This is a genomic window from Bacillus sp. CFBP9009, assembly GCF_036541465.1.
Classification (GTDB): Bacteria; Bacillota; Bacilli; order Bacillales; family DSM-1321; genus Peribacillus.
The window spans coordinates 472,442-494,911 of the sequence record NZ_JAZHFU010000003.1; the positions used below are offsets into that span (position 1 = coordinate 472,442).

Annotated in this window: 21 protein-coding genes, 1 pseudogene and 2 other annotated features; of the genes and pseudogenes, 16 read left to right on the forward strand and 6 right to left on the reverse strand. The window is 40.6% G+C overall.

Features of this window, described 5'->3' with window-relative positions:
- Positions 1–574: 574 nt before the first annotated feature.
- Positions 575–2,245, reverse strand: a complete 1,671-nt coding sequence (gene rnjA / locus V3595_RS11660; protein ID WP_034314071.1) for a ribonuclease J1 — start codon at positions 2,243–2,245, stop codon at positions 575–577.
- Between the two features lie 3 nt (positions 2,246–2,248).
- Positions 2,249–2,458: a DNA-dependent RNA polymerase subunit epsilon gene (locus tag V3595_RS11665; protein WP_034314070.1), complete on the reverse strand. Its 210-nt coding sequence runs from the start codon at positions 2,456–2,458 to the stop codon at positions 2,249–2,251.
- An 885-nt stretch (positions 2,459–3,343) separates the two neighbouring features.
- Here V3595_RS11665 and V3595_RS11670 point away from each other — a divergent pair.
- Complete coding sequence (locus V3595_RS11670; RefSeq protein WP_241590435.1) at positions 3,344–4,111, forward strand: Cof-type HAD-IIB family hydrolase; 768 nt, start codon at positions 3,344–3,346, stop codon at positions 4,109–4,111.
- Positions 4,112–4,159: 48 nt separating this feature from the next.
- Here the strand turns inward: V3595_RS11670 and def are convergent, their stop codons facing one another.
- Positions 4,160–4,714, reverse strand: a complete 555-nt coding sequence (def, locus tag V3595_RS11675; RefSeq protein WP_289349394.1) for a peptide deformylase — start codon at positions 4,712–4,714, stop codon at positions 4,160–4,162.
- 240 nt (positions 4,715–4,954) lie between these two features.
- A pseudogene (locus tag V3595_RS11680) lies at positions 4,955–5,053 on the reverse strand (YjcZ family sporulation protein); the annotation flags it as partial.
- A gap of 271 nt (positions 5,054–5,324) precedes the next feature.
- Between V3595_RS11680 and V3595_RS11685 the strand changes: the two are divergent.
- From V3595_RS11685 to V3595_RS11715, 7 genes are all read left to right on the forward strand, one after another.
- A complete protein-coding gene (locus V3595_RS11685) occupies positions 5,325–5,984 on the forward strand; it encodes a YkyA family protein (RefSeq protein ID WP_485907357.1) in 660 nt (219 codons plus the stop codon).
- Positions 5,985–6,628: 644 nt separating this feature from the next.
- Positions 6,629–7,744 carry a pyruvate dehydrogenase (acetyl-transferring) E1 component subunit alpha gene (pdhA, locus tag V3595_RS11690; protein WP_251538854.1) on the forward strand — a complete coding sequence of 372 codons (1,116 nt, stop codon included), beginning with the start codon at positions 6,629–6,631 and terminating at the stop codon, positions 7,742–7,744.
- A 3-nt stretch (positions 7,745–7,747) separates the two neighbouring features.
- Positions 7,748–8,725, forward strand: a complete 978-nt coding sequence (locus V3595_RS11695) for an alpha-ketoacid dehydrogenase subunit beta (protein WP_034314063.1) — start codon at positions 7,748–7,750, stop codon at positions 8,723–8,725.
- A 120-nt stretch (positions 8,726–8,845) separates the two neighbouring features.
- On the forward strand, positions 8,846–10,204 hold the full coding sequence (locus tag V3595_RS11700) for a dihydrolipoamide acetyltransferase family protein (protein ID WP_101224535.1): 1,359 nt from the start codon (positions 8,846–8,848) through the stop codon (positions 10,202–10,204).
- Positions 10,205–10,207: 3 nt separating this feature from the next.
- Entirely contained in the window at positions 10,208–11,620 is a 1,413-nt protein-coding gene (gene lpdA, locus V3595_RS11705) for a dihydrolipoyl dehydrogenase (protein ID WP_101224536.1), read from the forward strand.
- A gap of 265 nt (positions 11,621–11,885) precedes the next feature.
- The gene (locus V3595_RS11710; protein WP_306804763.1) at positions 11,886–12,143 is read left to right on the forward strand and encodes a hypothetical protein; all 258 of its coding nucleotides are present in this window, start codon (positions 11,886–11,888) and stop codon (positions 12,141–12,143) included.
- Between the two features lie 42 nt (positions 12,144–12,185).
- The gene (locus tag V3595_RS11715) at positions 12,186–13,013 is read left to right on the forward strand and encodes a polysaccharide deacetylase family protein (RefSeq protein WP_485907358.1); all 828 of its coding nucleotides are present in this window, start codon (positions 12,186–12,188) and stop codon (positions 13,011–13,013) included.
- A gap of 26 nt (positions 13,014–13,039) precedes the next feature.
- Here the strand turns inward: V3595_RS11715 and V3595_RS11720 are convergent, their stop codons facing one another.
- Complete coding sequence (locus tag V3595_RS11720) at positions 13,040–13,474, reverse strand: DUF1885 family protein (RefSeq protein WP_485907359.1); 435 nt, start codon at positions 13,472–13,474, stop codon at positions 13,040–13,042.
- A 368-nt stretch (positions 13,475–13,842) separates the two neighbouring features.
- Here V3595_RS11720 and V3595_RS11725 point away from each other — a divergent pair, with 368 nt between their 5' ends.
- The gene (locus V3595_RS11725; RefSeq protein WP_072272684.1) at positions 13,843–13,968 is read left to right on the forward strand and encodes a GapA-binding peptide SR1P; all 126 of its coding nucleotides are present in this window, start codon (positions 13,843–13,845) and stop codon (positions 13,966–13,968) included.
- Positions 13,969–14,112: 144 nt separating this feature from the next.
- Here the strand turns inward: V3595_RS11725 and V3595_RS11730 are convergent, their stop codons facing one another.
- Positions 14,113–15,570, reverse strand: coding sequence for an aminotransferase class I/II-fold pyridoxal phosphate-dependent enzyme (locus V3595_RS11730; protein WP_485907360.1), 1,458 nt, complete (start codon positions 15,568–15,570; stop codon positions 14,113–14,115).
- Positions 15,571–15,977: 407 nt separating this feature from the next.
- Between V3595_RS11730 and V3595_RS11735 the strand changes: the two genes are divergently transcribed.
- The 7 genes from V3595_RS11735 (at position 15,978) to V3595_RS11765 (ending at position 22,467) form a co-directional block, all read left to right on the forward strand.
- Complete coding sequence (locus V3595_RS11735) at positions 15,978–16,946, forward strand: NAD(P)H-dependent flavin oxidoreductase (RefSeq protein WP_485907588.1); 969 nt, start codon at positions 15,978–15,980, stop codon at positions 16,944–16,946.
- Between the two features lie 56 nt (positions 16,947–17,002).
- On the forward strand, positions 17,003–17,278 hold the full coding sequence (locus V3595_RS11740) for a UPF0223 family protein (protein WP_485907361.1): 276 nt from the start codon (positions 17,003–17,005) through the stop codon (positions 17,276–17,278).
- 69 nt (positions 17,279–17,347) lie between these two features.
- Positions 17,348–17,577 (forward strand) — a binding site (T-box leader).
- A gap of 35 nt (positions 17,578–17,612) precedes the next feature.
- Positions 17,613–17,849: a binding site (T-box leader), on the forward strand.
- 170 nt (positions 17,850–18,019) lie between these two features.
- The gene (gene trpE / locus V3595_RS11745; RefSeq protein ID WP_485907362.1) at positions 18,020–19,414 is read left to right on the forward strand and encodes an anthranilate synthase component I; all 1,395 of its coding nucleotides are present in this window, start codon (positions 18,020–18,022) and stop codon (positions 19,412–19,414) included.
- A complete protein-coding gene (locus V3595_RS11750) occupies positions 19,411–20,016 on the forward strand; it encodes an anthranilate synthase component II (RefSeq protein WP_063576936.1) in 606 nt (201 codons plus the stop codon). The genes trpE and V3595_RS11750 overlap by 4 nt, the downstream gene beginning before the upstream one ends.
- Positions 20,017–20,043: 27 nt before the next feature.
- The gene (gene trpD, locus V3595_RS11755) at positions 20,044–21,066 is read left to right on the forward strand and encodes an anthranilate phosphoribosyltransferase (RefSeq protein ID WP_485907363.1); all 1,023 of its coding nucleotides are present in this window, start codon (positions 20,044–20,046) and stop codon (positions 21,064–21,066) included.
- The gene (gene trpC / locus V3595_RS11760) at positions 21,066–21,842 is read left to right on the forward strand and encodes an indole-3-glycerol phosphate synthase TrpC (RefSeq protein ID WP_485907364.1); all 777 of its coding nucleotides are present in this window, start codon (positions 21,066–21,068) and stop codon (positions 21,840–21,842) included. Before trpD ends, trpC begins: the two co-directional genes overlap by 1 nt.
- Before the next feature lie 10 nt (positions 21,843–21,852).
- The gene (locus V3595_RS11765) at positions 21,853–22,467 is read left to right on the forward strand and encodes a phosphoribosylanthranilate isomerase (protein WP_485907365.1); all 615 of its coding nucleotides are present in this window, start codon (positions 21,853–21,855) and stop codon (positions 22,465–22,467) included.
- Positions 22,468–22,470 lie beyond the last annotated feature (3 nt).

A 22,470-nucleotide genomic window follows, 5' to 3' on the forward strand; every position in this document is an offset into this window, starting at 1 on the left:
TTTGCATCTCGAGTACACGCAATATTGTTTCTTTGCGTTTCGCATATATAGATTTTACATCTACATAATGACACAGATGATCTTTACTTTCTGTACACTGTGATAAAAGTGACCAAGTCGCGCAAATGGGTTTGGATGATTTGTACTCTCTATTTTGATTTATTTCTTCTTGAAGGCGTACTTGATAGGTTCGTGTTTCCGGCACTGGCTTTCCAATGTGTGGAATCAACAAATACATGCTACTTATCAGTTTACTTTCGGAAGCTTTCCATTAAGATGCGATAGAAAATCTATTCAAGCATCCTTATCACCTCAAGTTTTAATACTCCTGTTTTAAAACAAAAAAGACTGTAGGCAAAAGGAGTTCTATCTAACTGTTAAAACAAAGTTGATTGGAATGGGTGTTCGAGACTCCTGCGGAGTACGCGTCCAAGGGAGACCCCACAGGCGCTAAGGTGCCGAGGAGGCTCCCGGACCGCCCGCGGAAAGCGAGTGCCTGGAGTGGAATTCAACGTTCGAGATTTACAAACCTAAACAAAAAAAGCCCAGCCATCAATGGCTGGGCTTCTATTATTTATTGCACTTCCATGATGATCGGCAGGATCATCGGACGGCGTTTAGTTTTTTCATATAGGAATGGAGATAGAGTGTCTGTAATTTCATTTTTGATTTCAGACCATTGTGTAGTTTTGCGATCCATCACCTTATTTAAATGCTTGGTGATCAAGGATTGAGCATCGCTGATCAGGTCTCCTGATTCTCTCATATAAACAAATCCGCGTGAAATGATGTCAGGACCGGATGCAATTTTGAATTCCTTCATATTGATGCTGACAACGACGACGACAAGACCTTCCTCGGAAAGAATCCGACGATCTCGGAGAACGATATTACCGATATCCCCGATGCCGCTTCCATCGATATAAACCGAACCTGAAGGGATTTTACCAGCGATTTGTGCTGTGTTTTCACTTAAGGAAAGAACTTCACCATTATCCATGATAAAACAATTTTCTTCCGGAACTCCGCAATCGACTGCATGGCGGGCATGAAGTTTTTGCATACGGTATTCACCATGGATCGGCATGAAGAATTTTGGTTTTATCAAACGAAGCATTAGCTTTTGTTCCTGCTGTCCGCCATGCCCTGATGTATGAATGTCATTCAAAGGACCTGAAATGACATCTGCTCCTGCACGATATAATTGATTGATCGTTCTGGAAACACTGATTGTGTTACCTGGGATAGGTGAAGAAGAAAATACGACAGTATCACCAGGGATGATTTGAATTTGGCGGTGAGTGCCATTCGCTATGCGCGACAGGGCTGCCATTGGTTCCCCTTGGCTGCCCGTACAAAGGATGGTTACTTTATTCGCAGGCATGCGATTCAATTGCTGTACATCAATAAATGTATCTTTAGGCGCTACGATATAACCAAGATCTTGTCCAATTGATATGGCTGAATCCATGCTCCTGCCAAAAACGGCTATTTTGCGTCCGTTAGCCACGGCTGCTTCCACAACTTGCTGAAGGCGATGAATGTTTGATGCAAACGTTGCAAAAATTATCCGGCCGTCAACCTTACGGAAAATATCTTGAATGGTATCGCCGACACGGCTTTCGGACATAGTAAAGTTCTGCACTTCACTATTTGTGCTATCCGAGAGTAAGCACAATACGCCTTCTTTACCGATTTCCGCCATCTTGGTCAGGTTAGCAGGCTCGCCAACTGGTGTGAAGTCGAATTTAAAATCACCAGTATGGACAATTTGTCCAGGTGGGGTTTTAACGACGATCCCATAAGAATCAGGGATACTGTGAGTTGTGCGGAAGAAAGAAACGGACGTCTTCCGGAACTTGATCACTTCATCTTCACTGATTTCAATCATGGTTGTCTGACGTAAAAGGCCGTGTTCTTCCAATTTATTACGAAGCAGTCCAAGTGCCAGCTTCCCGCCGTATACAGGGACATTCACTTTTCTAAGTAAATAAGGAATCCCGCCAATATGGTCCTCATGGCCATGGGTAATGAATACACCTTTAATTTTATCTACATTTTTCTCTAAATAGCTGTAATCTGGAATCACATAGTCAATACCGAGAAGTTCATCTTCAGGAAATTTAATTCCAGCATCAATGATGATGATTTCATCTTGAAACTGAACAGCATATGTGTTCTTACCGATTTCGCCTAAACCGCCCAGGGCGAATACAGCTGTTTGATCGTTTTTTACAAATTTCATAAATTATAGCTCCAATACTTTGTAATCTTCATTTTGTTTTTCATATTCTAAATATGCTCCGGTTACGGGTAGTACGATTTCTACGTTATAAGGTTCTTTTTTTAATTTTAAACGGACGTCACGAACGGATTCACCTTCGACAAACATTGTTTTAGTATTCTCCCTGATTGGAACCTCTGATATGGTTACTTGATAGTATACCTTAAAAACCATTTTAATCTCTCCTCACTTGTTTGCATTGCTTTTTTCATTATATATAAAAACAACAATTTTTTCATGTTTTTCAACATCATGTAAAAATAAACCCAGCTCCGCCATAAAAACGGAAGGGGTTTGATGAATTAAATATACTAATGTCTAAAAGTATATAAAAAAAGATGGAAGATTCTGGTATCAATCCGATTGTAGCTTCCTCTATCTTATATCCTATCCGTTTTTGCCATGTGTAAAACTTAAATCATGGGATCTTTTTTTCGTAAACGATTTCTTTCTAAATTAATTAGTATCAATGTGCACAGCGTTTCATGAAAAGACAACGACTCATATTTTGATTGAAATATGTATTCACCTGACCATATAAAAGCCAAGATAGAAAGAATGCTTAACAAGAACTTTACAACAAGGAAGAAGCCCTCCGCAAGTTTTTGAAGGGCTGTCCGAAAAAAATTCGCATATGGATGACGGCCAAGGCAGGAATGAGTGGCAAATCATGCGATAGTTTTTTTTCTTAAAAGATCATTCCACTGTTTAACAAGCTTTTTACGAAGCTTTTTTAACATGGCGATCACGCTCCCTTAATTATTATTGTATAGGATTATTCAATAATGTAAATACGTCTTTACAGGTACTTGGCCCATTTTTGAAAAAAAAGGCTCATTCAAACTAGCAACTGGGATTTTAGAGGCAGGAAGGGTGGGAGAAGTGTAATCTGAAAGCCTTAGCTGGTTTCTGATTAACAATAGTATATGCACCATTCCCGAATAAAAAACGTAACTTTGAGTTGGATCCGGTAGAGTTACTTGACTTATCTTGATGACAATTATTAAATGGGTACATATTAAAAAAGGAAAAAATGAATGAATTGGAAGTGAATCGTTAGTGAAAATCGTATTCTTTGATATTGACGGAACATTGCTTGATCATGAAAAAAAGTTACCTGCTTCAACAAAAAAAGCCATTAAGCAACTGCAGGATAGCGGGGTTTTTGTAGCGATTGCCACAGGAAGGGCTCCGTTCATGTTCGAGTCCTTAAGGGAAGAGCTTGGCATCGATACATTCGTAAGTTTCAATGGACAATACGTTGTTTTTGAAGGGAAAGTCGTTTATAAAAACCCTTTGAGCATACCTGAGATAAAACGGCTCCACGAACATGCTGAAAATAATGAAATCCCGATCGTTTTCATGAATGAGGAGACAATGAAATCGAGTGTTCCTCATCATAGCCGAATTGAAGAGGCATTAAGCAGCCTGAAGTTTCCCCATCCTGAACATGTGGCAGATTTTTATGAGGACCATGATATATACCAAGCCTTGTTATTCTGCTCGGAAGATGAAGAAGGGAACTTTGTTGGGAATTATGATGACTTTCACTTCATTAGATGGCATGAGTATTCGACGGATGTACTTCCATTCGGCGGTTCAAAAGCTGAAGGCATTAAAATATTAATGGAAAAAGTCGGGTTTGCTCTGGAGGATGTTTACGCCTTTGGAGATGGCTTAAATGATATAGAGATGTTAAAAGTAGCGGGATATGGCGTGGCAATGGGGAATGCCGGTCAACTTGTGAAGCAAGAGGCCGACTTTGTAACGAAGGATGTCGATGATGATGGCATACTTTTTGGTTTGAAGGAACTTGAATTGATATAAAAAAACAAAACCCCCGTCAACCAACAGGCGGGGGTTTTGCTTATTACGTTACCTTTCCACCGCAATAGAATTTTCCGGAATGGCATAAGGGTCTTCCGGGTTGATATGATCATAGAACATGATTCCATTAAGGTGGTCGATTTCATGTTGAAAGCAAATGGCTGCGATGCCTTTCAGGCGGAGTTGAACCGATTTTCCTTCCAGGTCCGTACCCACAACCGTTATTCGAGCATAACGGGGCACGTAGCCGGAAACGGGACGATTTACGGAAAGGCAGCCTTCTCCGGATGTCAAGTATGCTTTTTCCACTGAATGGCTAATGAGTTTAGGGTTGAAAAGTGCATAGCTATACAGTTGATCATCTTTTTCTTTCAAATGAACCGCAATCATCCTTTTTGAAACATTCACTTGAGGTGCAGCCAAGCCAATTCCTGCCCTTAACCCATATATAGCAGCAATATCGGGCTTCTGGCTGTTTTGGACATATTCCATCAGGCTGGCTAATAGTTGTTTATCTTCATATGATGCCGGAAGCGGAACCTCTACCGCGACTTGCCTTAAGATTGGATCGTCTTCATTAACAAAATCATCCATGGTTAGCATAATCTTTCACCCCATAAAAATTCTAATAATATGTATAGGATTATTTTAACAAAAAAAATGCTGAAAGTTAATGGATGGTCTAATGAAAGAAAAATGGAAGGGATGGAATCAAATCGATTAATTTCTATCCCAACCATTATTTTATTTGCCTGTTGAGGTCTATTTAAAAAAATAAATCATTTTTTGTGAATCAGGGTAAATAGTTAACATTTTCGGGTAAAGGTAATAGTAATTACCTGCTTAGCATAAGCACGCGCCGACAATGATTAGCAGAATGAACAGGACAATGATTATGGCGAAGCCGCTTCCAAAGCCTCCACAACATTGATCACCATAACCAAAGCTGGGTGCAACGGAAACCGGATAACAACATTCCTGGTTGGAACCTCCATACATAATTTCATACCTCCGTTTTTGTATTATTAAAATGCTGACCACTCTGATTTGAAACGGTCCCTACAGCCTATGCAGTATGGTTTAAAGGGTGTAGGCTAGCGCCCAGTAATGAAAAAAACCTGTTCGGAATATTATTGTAACAAGTGTCAGCGGCTTGTAAGGGAATTTAGAGAAATATGAATCTTCGAAGAATTATCAGAAGGAGCTGTCTATTTTGAATCGTATTGCCCCATATGTTATTTTACTTCTTTCTTTAGTGGTCTTGACTGGTTGCTTCAATGGTTCACCGGAAGAAAGAATCCACAAAATCCTAGAGAAAACTGCAGAAAAGGAAAGTGATTTCACCGAGAATCAAGAGCCTCTTAATGATTTGGAGAAAAAAGAAAAAGAAAAATATGAGAAAATCATTAAACTTGGATTGGATGATTATGAACAGATCGTCGAGCTCTCAGATGAAGCAACCAAGAATATTGACCAAAGGGAAGAAATAATTGAAAAGGAACAAAGCAGTATGCAATCCTCAAAAGAACAATTCAATCAGATTGATGAACAAATCGGGAAAATAGAGGATGAAAAGATAAAAAAAGAAGCGACTGAAATGAAAAAGGTCATGAGTGAGCGCTATAGCACCTACGATAATTTATATGATGCCTATCAACAAAGTCTGGCTTATGATCGTGAATTATATGAACTGTTTAAAAAAGAGGATTTGAAAATGGATGAATTACAAGTGCAAATCGAGAAAATCAATACATCTTATACAAAAGTTTTGAAAGCGAATGAGGAATTTAATGCATTAACGGAAAAATCAAATCAAAAAAAAGAAAGTTTTTATGATAGTTCCGGCATAGAAATGGCTGATTCAACAAAATAATATAAATAATGATGGGCTGTGATCCTCAATCACAGCCCATATTTTATTCCATCCAGTCCGTTTATGGACTGAAAATTTCTAGAATGATCTTTTTTTGTGTAACCAGATTGATGTAAGGTTTTATACCTGTACTAAAAAAAATCGATAATTAAAAATCTAACAGCAGCGTTATATGAAAGCGCTTGAACATTTTTTTGGAATATTATTCCGAAGCCTCAAACGCCTTTAGTTAAAGCGGTTTTGGAATCGATGGGATATGCGGGGGAATTGAAATGTTATCCTTCGCCAACCTTAAATCGATAAAGACGTGAATTTTAATAGTACAGTTGTAAAGTGAAAACTAATACAGAGAAGAAGTGTGAGTGCTGGAAATTCTATTAAATCAAAATTATAAGGAACTCCAAGTGATTGACTTGATGTTAATTCATCTTGTAAACTTAATCTATAAAAATTCTTGTATCATTTTCCTTGATTTTTTTTATGGTACAGAATAAGATTGAGACATATTAAGCATATCCACGTTTGAGGGATTGGTCTTAAGGGGAAAATAAAAGAATGAATTGTTGAAGAAACTAAAAAGCAAACTTTTTTTGCTTTATAGAATAATAATAGCAAACCTTTTTAATGAAAGGATGAGGTGCCAAATGGCTCAAAAAACTAAGCAAGCTAAAATTAATGTTCAAGATCAGCTTAAGAAAGTAGAAGAACAATTTGAAACTTTTCAAATTTTAAATGAAGAGGGAGAAGTCGTTAATGAAGCGGCTATGCCTGATTTAAGTGATGAACAATTGCAAGAATTAATGCGTCGTATGGTTTATACACGTATCTTGGATCAACGTTCCATATCACTGAACCGCCAAGGCAGATTAGGTTTCTATGCACCGACTGCCGGTCAAGAAGCTTCTCAAATCGCTTCCCAGTATGCTTTGGAAAAAGAAGATTTCATTCTGCCTGGTTACCGTGATGTTCCGCAAATCGTTTGGCATGGTCTGCCGCTTTGGCAAGCATTCTTATTCTCCCGGGGACACTTTAAAGGAAATCAAATTCCTGAAGACGTCAATGTCATTTCCCCTCAAATCATTATCGGCGCTCAATATATCCAAGCTGCCGGAGTGGCTCTTGGGTTGAAGAAACGCGGGAAAAAGGCTGTTGCCATTACATATACGGGTGACGGTGGAACCTCACAAGGTGACTTCTATGAGGGAATTAACTTTGCAGGTGCATTTAAAGCGCCAGCTATCTTCATCGTGCAAAATAACCGTTTCGCAATCTCGACACCGGTTGATTTGCAATCAGCATCTAAAACATTGGCCCAAAAGGGTGTGGCTGCAGGTATTCCTGGAATCCAGGTTGATGGTATGGATGCGTTGGCCGTTTATACAGCCGTTAAAGAAGCACGTGAACGTGCAATCAATGGTGAAGGCCCTACATTGATTGAAACATTAACTTACCGTTATGGTCCGCATACGATGGCTGGGGATGACCCGACACGTTACCGTACTTCCGAAATGGATAACGAGTGGGAACTGAAAGATCCATTGGTTCGTTTCCGCAAGTTCTTGGAAAACAAAAAACTTTGGAATGAAGAATTAGAAAACGAAACGATAGAAAAAGCTAAAGACGATATTAAAGAAGCAATCAAATTGGCTGATGCAGAACCTAAACAAAAGGTTACAGACCTAATTGAAATCATGTATGAAGAAATGCCTTATAACTTAAAAGAACAATATGAAATTTATAAAGAGAAGGAGTCGAAGTAAGCCATGGCTCAATTGACGATGATTCAAGCAATTACAGAAGCATTACGCACAGAACTTAAAAATGACGAGAATGTACTCGTTTTTGGGGAAGATGTTGGTCTTAATGGAGGAGTTTTCCGTGCAACGGAAAATCTTCAAAAAGAATTCGGTGAAGATCGTGTATTCGATACACCTCTTGCTGAATCTGGAATCGGTGGATTAGCGGTCGGTCTTTCTTTACAAGGTTTCCGTCCTGTTCCTGAAATTCAATTCTTCGGATTTGTATATGAAGTAATGGATTCCGTAAGCGGTCAGCTTGCTCGTATGCGCTACCGTTCAGGCGGACGTTACAGTGCACCGGTTACAATTCGTTCACCTTTTGGAGGCGGAGTGCATACACCGGAAATGCATGCTGATAGCTTAGAAGGTTTAATGGCTCAGCAACCAGGGTTAAAAGTAGTTATCCCTTCCACTCCTTACGATGCAAAAGGCTTATTGATTTCTGCGATTCGTGATAATGACCCTGTCATTTTCCTTGAGCACATGAAATTGTACCGCTCTTTCCGTCAGGAAGTTCCTGAAGAAGAATATACAATTCCATTAGGAAAAGCGGATGTGAAAAGAGAAGGAACAGATTTATCCATTATTACGTATGGTGCGATGGTGCAGGAATCCATCAAGGCAGCTGAGGAATTGGCTAAGGATGGTCATTCCGTCGAAGTGGTCGACTTACGGACTGTATCTCCATTGGATATCGATACAATCATTGCTTCTGTAGAAAAAACAGGACGCGCTATCGTTGTTCAAGAGGCACAAAAGCAAGCTGGTATAGCAGCGAACGTTGTAGCGGAAATTAACGAACGTGCCATTTTGAGCTTGGATGCTCCAGTACTGCGAGTGGCGGCAGCTGATACGGTATTCCCGTTTTCACAAGCTGAAACAGTATGGCTCCCTAATTATAAAGACATTATTGAAACGGCGACTAAAGTCTTGAAGTTTTAACAATCTTAAGTAATGGAATGAATGTCCTGCTTGGGAAAGTAGTTTTGCATTAACGGTAATGCAAGATAAAGGACTTTATTCAAAGCACTAAGTATGATTTAATATAGGAGGTTGAACTCAGTGGCATTCCAATTTAGACTCCCTGATATCGGAGAAGGTATACACGAAGGTGAAATAGTGAAATGGTTTGTAAAACCAGGAGATAAGATTCAAGAGGATGACGTGCTTTGCGAGGTTCAAAACGATAAGGCCGTTGTTGAAATCCCATCACCGGTGGAAGGTACCGTTGAAGAAATCCTTGTCCAAGAAGGAACGGTTGCCGTTGTTGGCGATGTGCTTGTAACATTCGATGCTCCAGGTTATGAAAATCTTCAGTTTAAAGGGGATCATGGAGAAGAAGCGAAGGCAGAAGGCGAGAAGAATACGGAGGCCCAGGTTCAAGCAACTGCTGAAGCTGGACAGGAAGTCAAGAAAGAGGCTGCTCCGGTTCAAGAAAATAGCGGAGTAACGGGCGCGGGAGCACAACCACAGGTTGAGGCAGATCCTTCACGACGTATTATCGCCATGCCTTCTGTCAGGAAATATGCACGCGAACAAGGGGTAAACATTCGTGAGATCTCTGGTTCTGGGGATAACGGCCGCATCATGAAAGAAGACATAGATGCTTTCAAAAACGGCAAAACCGCTCCACAGCAACCAGCAGCTCAAAGTGAAGCTTCACAACAAAATGATACGGAAACAACCGAAAAACAAAAAGTTTCAATTCCAGAAGGGCAATATCCTGAAACTCGCGAGAAAATGAGCGGTATGAGAAAAGCGATCGCAAAAGCAATGGTTAAATCCAAGCAGACAGCTCCGCATGTAACATTAATGGATGAAGTCGATGTGACGCTATTGGTTGCTCACCGTAAGAAATTCAAGGAAATTGCTGCAGAAAAAGGAATCAAGCTTACATTCCTACCTTATGTTGTTAAAGCGTTAACAAGTGCATTACGTGAATTCCCTATGCTTAACACATCATTTGATGATGAAGCTAGTGAGATTATCCATAAACACTATTACAATATCGGAATTGCGGCAGACACGGACAAAGGACTGCTCGTTCCAGTTGTAAAAGATGCAGATCGTAAATCAACTTTTGCTATTTCACAAGAAATTAACGAATTAGCGACGAAAGCCCGTGACGGCAAATTGGCTCCTAACGAAATGAAAGGTGCTTCTTGCTCCATTACGAATATCGGTTCCGCAGGCGGTCAATGGTTCACACCTGTAATCAATCATCCAGAAGTTGCCATTCTAGGGATTGGACGCATTGCCGAAAAAGCAATTGTACGCGACGGGGAAATTATCGCCGCTCCAGTTCTGGCATTATCACTGAGCTTTGATCACCGCATGATTGATGGAGCTACAGCTCAACATGCATTGAATCATATCAAAAAGTTATTGAACGACCCAGAATTATTGTTAATGGAGGCGTAAACAATGGTAGTAGGAGATTTTCCAATCGAAACAGATACTTTAGTAATCGGTTCAGGCCCAGGGGGATATGTTGCCGCGATTCGTGCAGCACAGCTTGGACAGAAAGTAACGGTCGTTGAAAAAGGAACAATCGGCGGAGTTTGTTTGAATGTAGGCTGTATTCCATCGAAAGCTTTAATTTCGGCTGGACACCGTTTCCATGAAGCTCAGCATTCAGAAGATATGGGTATCTTTGCAGAAAAGGTTACTGTTGATTTTTCTAAAGTACAAGCTTGGAAAGGTTCTGTTGTAAAAAAATTAACAGGCGGTGTAAGCAGCCTGTTAAAAGGTAATAATGTTGATGTTGTAACTGGCGAAGCTTATTTCGTTGATGAAAACAGCATCCGTGTTATGAATGAAGACTCAGCCCAAACATATACATTTAAAAACGCAATCATCGCCACTGGTTCATCGCCAATCGAGATTCCGTCATTTAAATATACGAAACGTGTACTTAATTCAACTGGCGCTCTTGCTTTGGAAGAAGTTCCAAGTTCGATCGTGGTAATCGGCGGAGGTTACATTGGAACTGAGCTTGGCGGAGCATTCGCAAGCTTTGGCACTAAAGTGACCATCCTTGAAGGTACGGAAGAAATCCTTTCTGCAGGCTTTGAAAAACAAATGGCAGCACTTGTCAAGCGTAACCTTAAAAACAAAGGTGCTGAAATTGTTACTAAAGCTAATGCTAAAGGCGTTGAAGAAACTGAAACAGGCGTAACAGTTACTTATGAAGTAAAAGGCGAAGAGAAAAAAGTTGAAGCCGATTACGTTTTAGTAACAGTTGGACGTCGTCCAAATACTGCAGAAATCGGCCTGGAACAAGTCGGAATCAAAATGACTGACCGTGGTTTGATCGAAACGGATAAACAATGCCGTACTAGCGTGAAAAACATTTACGCAATCGGTGATATCGTTTCTGGACCTCAGTTGGCTCATAAAGCTTCTTACGAAGGTAAAATTGCAGCTGAAGCCATTGCAGGACATTCATCTGAAATCGACTATCTTGCTATTCCGGCTGTTGTATTCTCTGAACCGGAACTTGCTTCTGTCGGTTATAATGAAAAAGAAGCGAAGGAAGCTGGAATCGAAGCGCTTGCTTCTAAATTCCCATTCGCTGCAAATGGACGTGCTCTTTCCTTAAATAATACGGACGGATTTGTGAAGCTTATCACTCGCAAAGAAGACGGATTGGTTATTGGAGCACAAATTGCAGGACCAAACGCTTCTGATATGATTGCAGAACTTGGTTTGGCTATCGAAGCAGGAATGACTGCCGAAGATATTGCAATGACAATCCATGCACATCCAACTTTAGGGGAAATCACAATGGAAGCTGCTGAAGTTGCCCTTGGAACTCCTATTCACATCATTAAATAATTGAGTTTTATTAAAGCGTACTGCTAATGCAGTACGCTTTTTTTGTATTGACTTGATATACAAAAACTGCCCATTCATGATTTTCTTCACACTAGTTAAATGAAAAGGACAAAAAGGGCATAAGCTATAAAAAGGACTTCTTACTTTTTTCCTTGAAAGGGTTTGAAAAAGTTAATAGAGGATAAAAAATAAGATGAGCGATGTGCAATAGGAATATTTTTTGCCAATAAAAAGATCATGGCTGATATATTCATATTAAAATGAGGTGGATCACTTGAAAAACTATCTGGTAATCCTCTTTCAACTAATCGTTTGGAGCGGGTATACATTAGTTGAATGGCTGTCTGTTAACGATCGATTCGTTTTCAAAGTATTCATGTTTCTGGTCTTTTCTTATTTAGCCATCTACATTGGTAAGATGATTTTAAAATCCAATAGACGAACCATGCTTGTTACCGTGATAAGTCTATTATGTTACGGGATTTTGCAAATCCTTTTGGAAACGCTGGTACCCGTTTATTGAATTTTAAGTAAGCCGCAATGACACAAGCAACCCGGAGGAATCATGATTAACAAAGTAGTAGCATTATTTACATTTGTATCATTTTTATTGATGGCTTGTAATGATCCGAGTTCCGGTCAAACTGAAAATGAGAATAAAAAAAGTGTTGAAACGACAACAACGATCCAAGATGAAAGCCATCAAGAGAAAGATTTGAAAAAAGAAACTTCAAAAACAACTGGCGAAAGGAATGTAAAGGCAGAATATCGGGTGGATAAAGAGAATTGGTCATTTAAACCCAATGGGGATGCAAATTCGAAAGTTGTGTTGTTAACATTTGATGATGCACCTGATAAATATTCCCTGGCAATCGCCCAAACGCTGAAGCGACTTGAAGTACCTGCGATATTTTTCGTGAACGGACACTTTCTTGAAAATGATAAAAATAAAGCGATGCTAAAAGAAATTCATGAAATGGGTTTTTCTATCGGCAATCATACTTATTCCCATGTGAATTTAAAAGAGTTGACCGAAAAGGAACAGGAGCGGGAAATCGTAAAATTGAACAATTTGGTTGAGGGCATTACAGGGGTACGCCCTAAGTACTTCAGGGCGCCATTTGGATCGAATACCGAGCATTCAAAAAAAGTCGCTGAGAAAGAAAAAATGTTGGTCATGAACTGGACATACGGATATGACTGGGAAAAAGAGTATCAGGATAAAAAAGCTTTAACGGAAATCATGTTGAACAGCCCTTATTTAGGAAATGGTGCGAACTTACTGATGCATGACCGGAAATGGACGCGTGAAGCGTTAGAGGATATCGTGAAAGGTTTTCAAAAGAAAGGTTATGAGATCCTTGATCCAAAATTAATTGAAACGCCTGTATGAGCCAATTTCGGCATCTGCAGGTTTTTTTATTTCCTTGGATAATAATACATCACCCGTTTATTGAAGAGGTGAAGCTGTGCCCGTAATTTCTTTGCAAGGAACTTGCACAATTCATTTGCTTTTCCCTTATCACCGAAAGTGGCTGTTTCAGGGAGGGTGAATTGGATATAGGATTGAATCCGCTCAGATCCATCTTCACCCTTAACGATCTCTTGGTCGACGCCTATCAATATCATGTGATATCGATCTTCTTTGGATTGGAGGTATATGGCCTTATCTTTCATTCTTTCCGGTTCTTTCATTTCATAAGGAAATGCCTTCTTATCATAGTCCCAATCCAGCTGCTTTCCGGTTTTCGCTGTGATCATTCGATAATAGTTCAGCAATTCTTTCACGTCTTCGATGGTTACAGTCCCTTTCGCGGACTCAGGAACAAGTTTGATATAGGCATTTTCAGTCATGTGGATCCCCCTTAATAGAATGTAAGAATATATTAACATTTTATGGATGTATTATATACATATCTATATGTAAATGAAAAGGCGAAATTCCTTTTTCACCTTGCTATGCTGAAGCAAGGTGTGTGATGAAATGTAAAAGCAGCTCTAGGGGCCCTTCGTTAATAAAAAAAATCTCGTGTATTAATAAAAAGAATATGTCTAACGAACGATTGAAATCAATTTAATCCAACATGAGGTTTCATTAAATGGGAAAAAGTATATATGTTATACTTTTTAACTTGAAATAATAAATGTGTTATATTATAATTCATATAAAGCGGTTACATTACGTCATTGATGCATACAATATAGAGGAAGGGGTTGTAAAAATGGGAACTATCGTATGTCAAACTTGCAATAGCACGATTGAACATTTTGAAGATGAAAAAGTAAGTGTACTATATACACACAATCACAACTGCCAAAGCTGTGATACAGCTGCCTCTGAAAAATAAATCGAAAAAGGATTTCAAGATTAATAGAATTTAAGGGTGTTTCAGGATTGTAACCTGGAGCACCCTTTTTATAGAAGCCAGTGCTTAATAATAAAAGGTTCAAAAAAACCAGAGCAGTACTCTGCTCTGGTTTGATGGTATCCATCAATTCTTAATAATGCGTAAATATTTTATTTCTGGGTCCTCAGGACCTTGAACAGGAAGGCCGGCCTCGATGTTTTTCCGGATGTAATTGATATTATCTTCAGTAATCAATTCACCTGGAATGAAGATCGGGATTCCAGGCGGGTAAACCATGATGAATTCAGCGCTGATTTTGCCGACCGATTCCTCAATGGGAACCACTTCGGTTTCTGCATAAAATGCCTCCCTGGGTGATAAAGCCAGTGGTGGTGTATCAGGAAGCAGGACTTCAATTTTTTCATGTTCAGCAGCCATTTCCTTAAACTCATCCGATAAGTCTCTAAGAGCAGCGATCAGCAGATCCGCTTCTGTTTTTGAGTCTCCAGGTGTTATCAGGCAAAGTATATTGTACAAGTCAGAAAGTTCCACTTCGATATTATGCTTTTCACGAAGCCATTTCTCAACGTCGTATCCGGTAATATTCAATTCCTTAATGGATATGATCAATTTAGTCGGATCATAACTATATGCTGCCTTACTCTCGAGAATTTCGCTGCCGACACAGTATAGATAAGGAATCTCATTAACGGCCTCACGGATATACCCAGCGAGATTGATCGCTTCATCGACCATTTCCCTGCCTACCGTCGCAAGTTGTCTTCTAGCCGTATCCAGGGAAGCCAGAAGGATATAGGAGGTTGAGGTGGTTGTAAGCATGCTCAATATGGCTTGAACACGATTTGCGGAAACCAATCCAGTCTTAACATTTAATATGGAACTTCCCGTTAGTGAACCGCCAAGTTTATGAACACTCGTTGCAGCCATATCTGCTCCAGCTTGCATGGCTGACATCGGCAAGTCTTCGTGGAAGTGAATATGGACACCATGCGCTTCATCTACGAGTACTGGGATTTGGTAGGAATGAGCCACTTCAACTATTTTCTGCAAATCAGCCGAAATGCCGAAATAAGTGGGATTGATGACAAGCAATCCTTTTGCATCGCTATGGTCGCTTAAAGTTTTTTCAACGGCCTCGACGGTGATACCGTGTGAGATGCCCAAATCTTTGTCTATTTCAGGATTGATGAAAATGGGAACAGCTCCAGAAAATACAATGGCAGACATTACGGATTTATGTACATTCCTTGGAACGATGATTTTGTCCCCAGGTCCGCATACTGTCATGACCATCGTCATGATTGCTCCGCTTGTTCCTTGAACGGAAAAGAATGTGTGATCTGCCCCAAAAGCTTCAGCGGCAAGATCCTGAGCTTGTTTAATGATCCCTTTTGGCTGATGGAGATCATCGAGTGGAGCGATATTGATTAAATCTATGGATAATGCATTTTCTCCAATGAAATTACGGAAATCAGCGTCCATTCCTTTTCCTTTTTTATGACCTGGAATATGAAATTGAACTGGATTTCTTTTTGCATGCTGCAATAAGGCAGTGTATAAGGGTGTTTCATTCTGTGACAATTCTTTGTGGCCCCTTTTCAATAAAATAGGTACGAAATATTTGGGAGCATATACTCCCTTTCTATTACGATCGTATGTTTCTCCGATTCCATTCAAATGGTTTGTAAGCTTGTGGATAGACATAAAACATATGAATTATAGCACGTCTTATAATAAATGCCTAGAGTGACTTTAATGTCCTGACTTAAACAATTTATATATGTCTTTGTTGTTAAGGGGCTCAATAAAATTATCTGCAGTTTATAAATGTCCATTTTCCTAGTATTTACTGGATTTACTCAAGAATTCTTCTTTTATTAATATTGTATGTGTGAGTTTAAAAATTGAACGGGTAAACAATATTTGCCATAATAAAGCTAATGATTTGGATTCAGCTAAATATACAAACGACCAAAATGAAAAGGGAGATGAGGAGTTTGAAGTGGAAAACGCGTGTGACCGATTTATTAGGCATTCAATACCCAATCGTACAAGGGGGATTGGCCCATTTAGCATATGCAGACCTGGCTGCGGCAGTTTCGAATGCAGGGGGGCTAGGGCAGGTAACGGCCATGTCCTTGGACAACCCGGAGCAACTGGTAGATGAAATTAGAAAAACGAAATCATTGACGGATAAACCGTTTGGTGTGAACTTTGCAATCGGTCAGCATGGAAGGCCTTATGAACACATGCTGGAAGCAGCCTTGAAAGAGGATATTGCATCTGTTTCCGTAACCGGCGGCAACCCTGGCCCATTTCTTGATTACGTCAATGGCACCCAGGTGAAAAAACTCGTGCTTGTTGCTGCAAGAAGGCAGGCAATGAAGGCTGAACAGCTTGGGGCAGATGCAGTGATGGTGGTTGGTCAGGAGGGAGGAGGACATTTAGGCCGTGATGATATTGGAACTTCTGTGTTAATTCCTCAAGTTGTGGACTCCGTTAAAATTCCAGTCATCGCCTCGGGGGGATTTGGCGATGGACGCGGTTTGATGGCAGCAATGGCACTTGGTGCTGAAGGAATCGAGATGGGGACAAGATTCATAGCAGTCAAGGAGTGTGTTCATGCACATGAATTATATAAAAATGCCTTGGTTTCCGGCACGGAAAATGATACCGTTATCATCAAGCGGTCCATTGGTGCACCAGCCAGGGTAATTGCTAACAGCTGGACCGATAAGATCCTTGATATAGAAAAAGAAAACGGCGGATATGAACAATTGAAGGATTACATAAGTGGAAAAGCGAACCAGCGTTATATTCATGAAGGTATTGAAGCTGAAGGCTTTGCCTGGGCTGGACAAGTGATGGGGCTGATTCATGATGTACCATCGACTGCTGAACTATTCAGTCGGATTATCGACCAGGCGGAAGCAATTCGTTCAAAATGGGCAGACTGATATAAATGGTCTGCCGGACAACATGAAAAACTATCTAGAAGGAGCGTGTTTAGGGTATGGATTATCAATATCCAATGGATCTTGATTGGTCTACCGACGAAATCGTAGATGTGATTAAATTCTTTGAAGCGGTAGAAAAGGCTTATGAAAGTAAAATACAAAAGGAAGAATTCATGAAGGCTTACCGAAGATTCAAGGAAATAGTCCCCGGTAAGGCGGATGAAAAAAAGTATACGGATGAGTTCGAGTCAGTCAGCACCTATTCAGCCTATCTTGTTATAAAGAAGGCAAAAGGAATCGATGACGGAGAATGGATTAAAATGAAAAATTAAAAATATAATTTTTAGAAAACTCCATTGACTTACTGAAAAGATTGTTTTAACATAATAAACAAGAAAAAGATAAAGGCAGTGACGAAGAAGAGTACCTTAATGATGTTCTGCAGAGAGCCAGTGGTTGCTGAAAACTGGTGAACGAATTTAAGCGAATGGACTTCCGAGCCCCAAACCGAAACGGATAACGGAGTAGGCTTTGGCGATTATCTCATCGTTAATGGAGATAGGCATGTTAATGCCGTAAAGTGAGCTAATTTAGCTAATTAAGGTGGTACCACGGGTTCCTCGTCCTTTGGATGAGGGCCCTTTTTGCGTTTTTATGGAAATGATAATTAAATCTATGAATGAGAGTAGTAATCTTTTTAGATGCGTCACAGAGAGCCGGAAAAGGTGGAAACCGGTACGATATAAGAAGATGAATGGACTTATGAGTGGTTTCTTGAAATAAGTAGGGAAACTCGGCTGCCACCGTTAAAGGGTAATCGCAAGAATTTTTCATTCTTGCTTAAGAGGGAAAAATGATGCGTTTTTCCAACTTGAGGTGGCACCGCGGTATACCGTCCTCTGCAGACACATATTTGTGTTTGCAGGGGATTTTTTTATTGAAATTTCAATATATATACCTTTTAGAGAAGCATCAAAAAATATCCAGAGGAATTGAAAACTCCGGCACTTGGCCAAAAGGGTTTTCCCTTCGGAGGTTTATAAAAAACGTATAAGAATCGGGAGGGAATTGAGATGAATAATTTGGATGAAAAAAAAATACTCCGTTTTAAAATGGACACAATTGAAGGGGATATCCACACACCCATTGCCATATTTCAGAAATTGGATGGGGACCAGAAGTTTTTATTGGAAAGTTCAAATTCGCATCATGACAACGGCCGCTACTCTTATCTAGGTTCAAAACCGTACCTGGAGGTGACATCACTTGCTGACCAAGTATATGTGAAAGACACCGAAACAGGTGACCAAATCGTAAAGAACATCAATATCATCGAGTTTCTAAAAAACGAATTATTAGTGGAAATAGGAGAGGCTCCCATACATCTTCCTCCTTTTAACGGTGGCGCAATCGGATATATGGGCTATGATATCATTCGTCTATATGAAAATATAGGTCCGGTTCCTCCTGATTCTCTGCAAATGCCTGATGCTCATTTTCTTTTTTATAAAGAATTGTATATATTCGATCATGTTCTGCAGAAGATCCATCTTTTGACTGCGGAAGAAGATAGTGAAAAAAGTTTATTGGAGATGAAGGGAAAAATCAATCAGGCGAGCAAGCCGTCAAAGGAAATATCGTCGGAATATTTGGAATTCGATTCGAATTTCAGTCAGGATGAATTCGAGAAAATGGTCCTTGAAGTCAAAGCGGCGATTGTAGCCGGTGAAGTGTTCCAAGTCGTTTTATCACAAAGGTTTAAAGCGGATTTCGATGGGGAGCCTTTCGATGCTTACCGACGTTTGCGATTAGCCAACCCGTCTCCTTATATGTTTTATATAGAATTTGGCGACTATACAATCATTGGGTCGTCTCCAGAAAGTTTAATCAGTGTTTCATCAGGAATGGTTCATGTTAATCCCATCGCCGGCACACGGCCGAGAGGGAAAACGGATGAAGAAGATAAGGGCTTCGAAAAAAGCCTGCTGATGGATGAAAAGGAACTTGCCGAGCATAAGATGCTTGTTGATTTAGGTAGAAATGATCTTGGCAGGGTTTGCGAAATCGGTTCAATCCACCTCACTGAGGAAATGGAAATTCAAAGATATCAGCATGTCATGCATATTGCTTCGAAGGTTAGCGGAAAGCTTAGGGAAGGGTACACGAGTTTAGATGCCCTTACGGTCTGCCTCCCTGCCGGAACAGTTTCAGGTGCTCCTAAAATCAGGGCAATGGAGCTGATCAATGAACTGGAAAATTGTAAACGGGGGATGTATTCGGGCTCGATAGGCTACATAGGTTTTGGAGGGGATCTTGATATGGCTTTAGCCATTCGGACGATGATCATTAAAGATGGCAAGGCCTATGTACAGGCAGGGGCTGGAATTGTCTATGATTCAGATCCAAAAACGGAATATGAAGAAACACAAAATAAAGCACGCGCTTTAATGGAGGTTCACACTAAATGATTTTATTAATTGATAACTATGACTCGTTCACTTACAACCTTTATCAATATTTAGGGGAAGTGGAAAAAGAAATCGTAGTAAAAAGGAATGACGAAATCACCCTTGCGGAAATTGAGGAACTGAATCCAATGGCAATCGTCATTTCCCCGGGACCCGGCAGGCCGGAAGATGCAGGTATCAGTATGGAGATCATCCGCAATTTTTATGAGAAGGTTCCGCTTTTAGGCATTTGTCTGGGGCATCAGGCCATTGGTGCAGTTTTTGGTGCGAATGTGGTTGGAGCGAAACAAATCATGCATGGGAAAACATCGGTAATCGAACATGATGGAACAGGTGTATTTGCCAAACAGGACTTACAATTCCCGGTAATGCGTTACCATTCCCTTGTAGTTGAAAGGGCGAGTTTGCCAGAAGAACTGACTGTGACGGCAGTAGCACTGGATGATGGGGAAATCATGGCCCTGAAACATCAGGAATTCCCGCTCTACGGTTTACAGTTCCACCCTGAATCAATAGGGACGAAAATCGGCAAGGAATTATTACATCAATTTTATGAGATTGCTGGAACCTTTCAATCAGAGAAGGAACAATCCATTTTATAAAAAAAAAAACGACTGGGGGAGTTAGCGGTGAAGGAATATTTAGCGAAGTTAGCAGAGCGTCAAACATTGACGGAAGAAGAGATGAGCAGAGCAGCCCAATCGTTATTTTCTAAAGATATCACCGAAAGCGAAATGGCAGCATTCATCATTGCCCTAAAATCCAAAGGGGAAACGGCAGGTGAAATAGCGAGCCTTGTCAGGGTCATGAGAAAAGAAGCAAGAAGTGTACAAACAAGCTCCCTTAATGTAATGGATAATTGCGGAACGGGAGGAGATGGATCACAAAGCTTCAATATAAGTACAGCATCGGCCTTCGTGCTGGCTGGTGCCGGTGTCAAGGTTGCCAAACATGGAAACCGTAGCATTTCAAGCAAAACGGGCAGTGCGGATGTATTGGAAGAGCTAGGTGTTAATTTGTACTTGGAGCCTGATATGTTAAAAGAACTGTTGGAGGTAAATGGCATCGCATTCTTATTTGCCCCATCGGTCCACCCTAATATTGCACGGATAATGAAAGTGAGAAAAGAACTGAAAATCCCGACGATATTTAATCTCATCGGACCTTTGACAAATCCAGTCCAACTCGATACGCAATTAATGGGTATCAATCGACGCGATATGCTCGAGCTTTTTGCGGAAGTCCTGCATAAATTAGGCAGGAAACGCGCGGTCGTGATAAATGGTGCCGGATTCATGGATGAAGCGAGCCTACAGGGGGAAAATTCACTCGTGCTCTTGGAGCAGGGGGATATTATCCCATTTACGCTGCATCCTGAAGAAGTGGATCTGCCGGTTTACGGAAATGATGCCATCCGCGGCGGTGATGCCAAACAAAATGCCGATATCATGCTTAGGCTTCTCAAGGGGGAAAAAGGGGCCTATCGTGATACCGTTTTATTGAATGCTGGATTGGGATTATACGCACATGGAACGGCAGCAACGATCAAAAAAGGAATCTCCATGGCCAAGGAAAGCCTTGATAGCGGATCGGCTCTTGCAAAGTTAGAAAATCTGATTGCTTATGGCAATAGAAATAAGGTGGTCATGTAATGGAAAATATTTTAACGAAAATCATCGAACAGAAAAAGGTGGAAGTCGCAAAATTAAAAGAAAGGGGCTTAGGTGATTCGGTCATGGTCAACATAGTCAGACCATCTTTGGTGGATAATTTGAAAACGGCGAAATCGATGTCTGTTATCGCGGAAATAAAACGGGCTTCCCCTTCAAAAGGGGACATTAAAATCAATGTTAATCCGATCGAGCAGGCCCTTTCATATGAAAGCGGCGGAGCGGCAGCGATATCCGTATTGACGGATGAGGTTTTCTTTAAGGGATCAATTGCAGATTTGAGAAACGTAAGCGAGGCTATACGGATTCCCAGGCTTTGCAAAGATTTCATCATCGATGAAATCCAAATCGATCGCGCCCATCAAGCTGGTGCAACTATCATTCTATTGATTGTGGCAGCACTTTCTAAAGAACGACTTCATGAATTATATCAATATGCAAAAAAGAAAGGGCTTGAAGTATTGACGGAAGTCCATGATGAAGCCGAACTAAAACAGGCTCTCGAGCTGAATGCAGAGCTCATAGGGATTAACAATCGGAATTTAAAGACCTTCAAAGTGGATTTGGCTGTAACGGAACGACTGGCGAAGTTACTTGATCCAACACGCCATATCATTATCAGTGAAAGTGGCATCAAGACAAAAGAAGACGTGATGCGTGTGAAGGAAGCTGGTGCAAAAGCGATTTTAGTCGGGGAGACACTGATGACTGCATCAAATCTTCCGTACACGATGGCCGAACTGCAAATGAGTATATAAGGAGATTAATATGTTAGTGAAAATCTGTGGGATAAAGACATTGGCAGCCGCTCAGACTGCTGTTGAATCAGGGGCAGACTTCATTGGTTTCATCTTTGCCGAGAGCAGCAGGAAGGTTGAGCCAGAGATAGTGGGAGAATTCGGAGCCAATCTAGCTGGACATGTTAAAAAAGTCGGAGTGTTTGCCAATCAAACTGAACAAGAAGTGATAAAAAGTGCTGAAATTGCAGGATTGGATTATATTCAGCTTCATGGTAACGAGTCTGCCAGCTTCGCCCGCAGAATGCCCTTACCGGTGATCAAGGCCTTTGCCGTAAATTCAGAGAAAGACCTTGAAAACCTTCATGAATACCCAGCAGATTATCTATTAGTTGATCTTCCTAAGAGTTCATCTGAAAAGGGATTGACTTTGGATTGGGATATGATCCGAATAGCGGAACTGCCAATGGGGAAGGTGATTCTAGCAGGTGGGCTGACTCCGGAAAATGTCGGAAAAGCGATTGATGCCGTTTCACCGTTCGCAGTTGACGTAGCCAGTGGTGTTGAAACAAACGGATTAAAAGATGCAGCAAAAATAAAAGCATTTATTAATGAGGCAAAATATACAGCCGGAAAAGAGGAATGAATA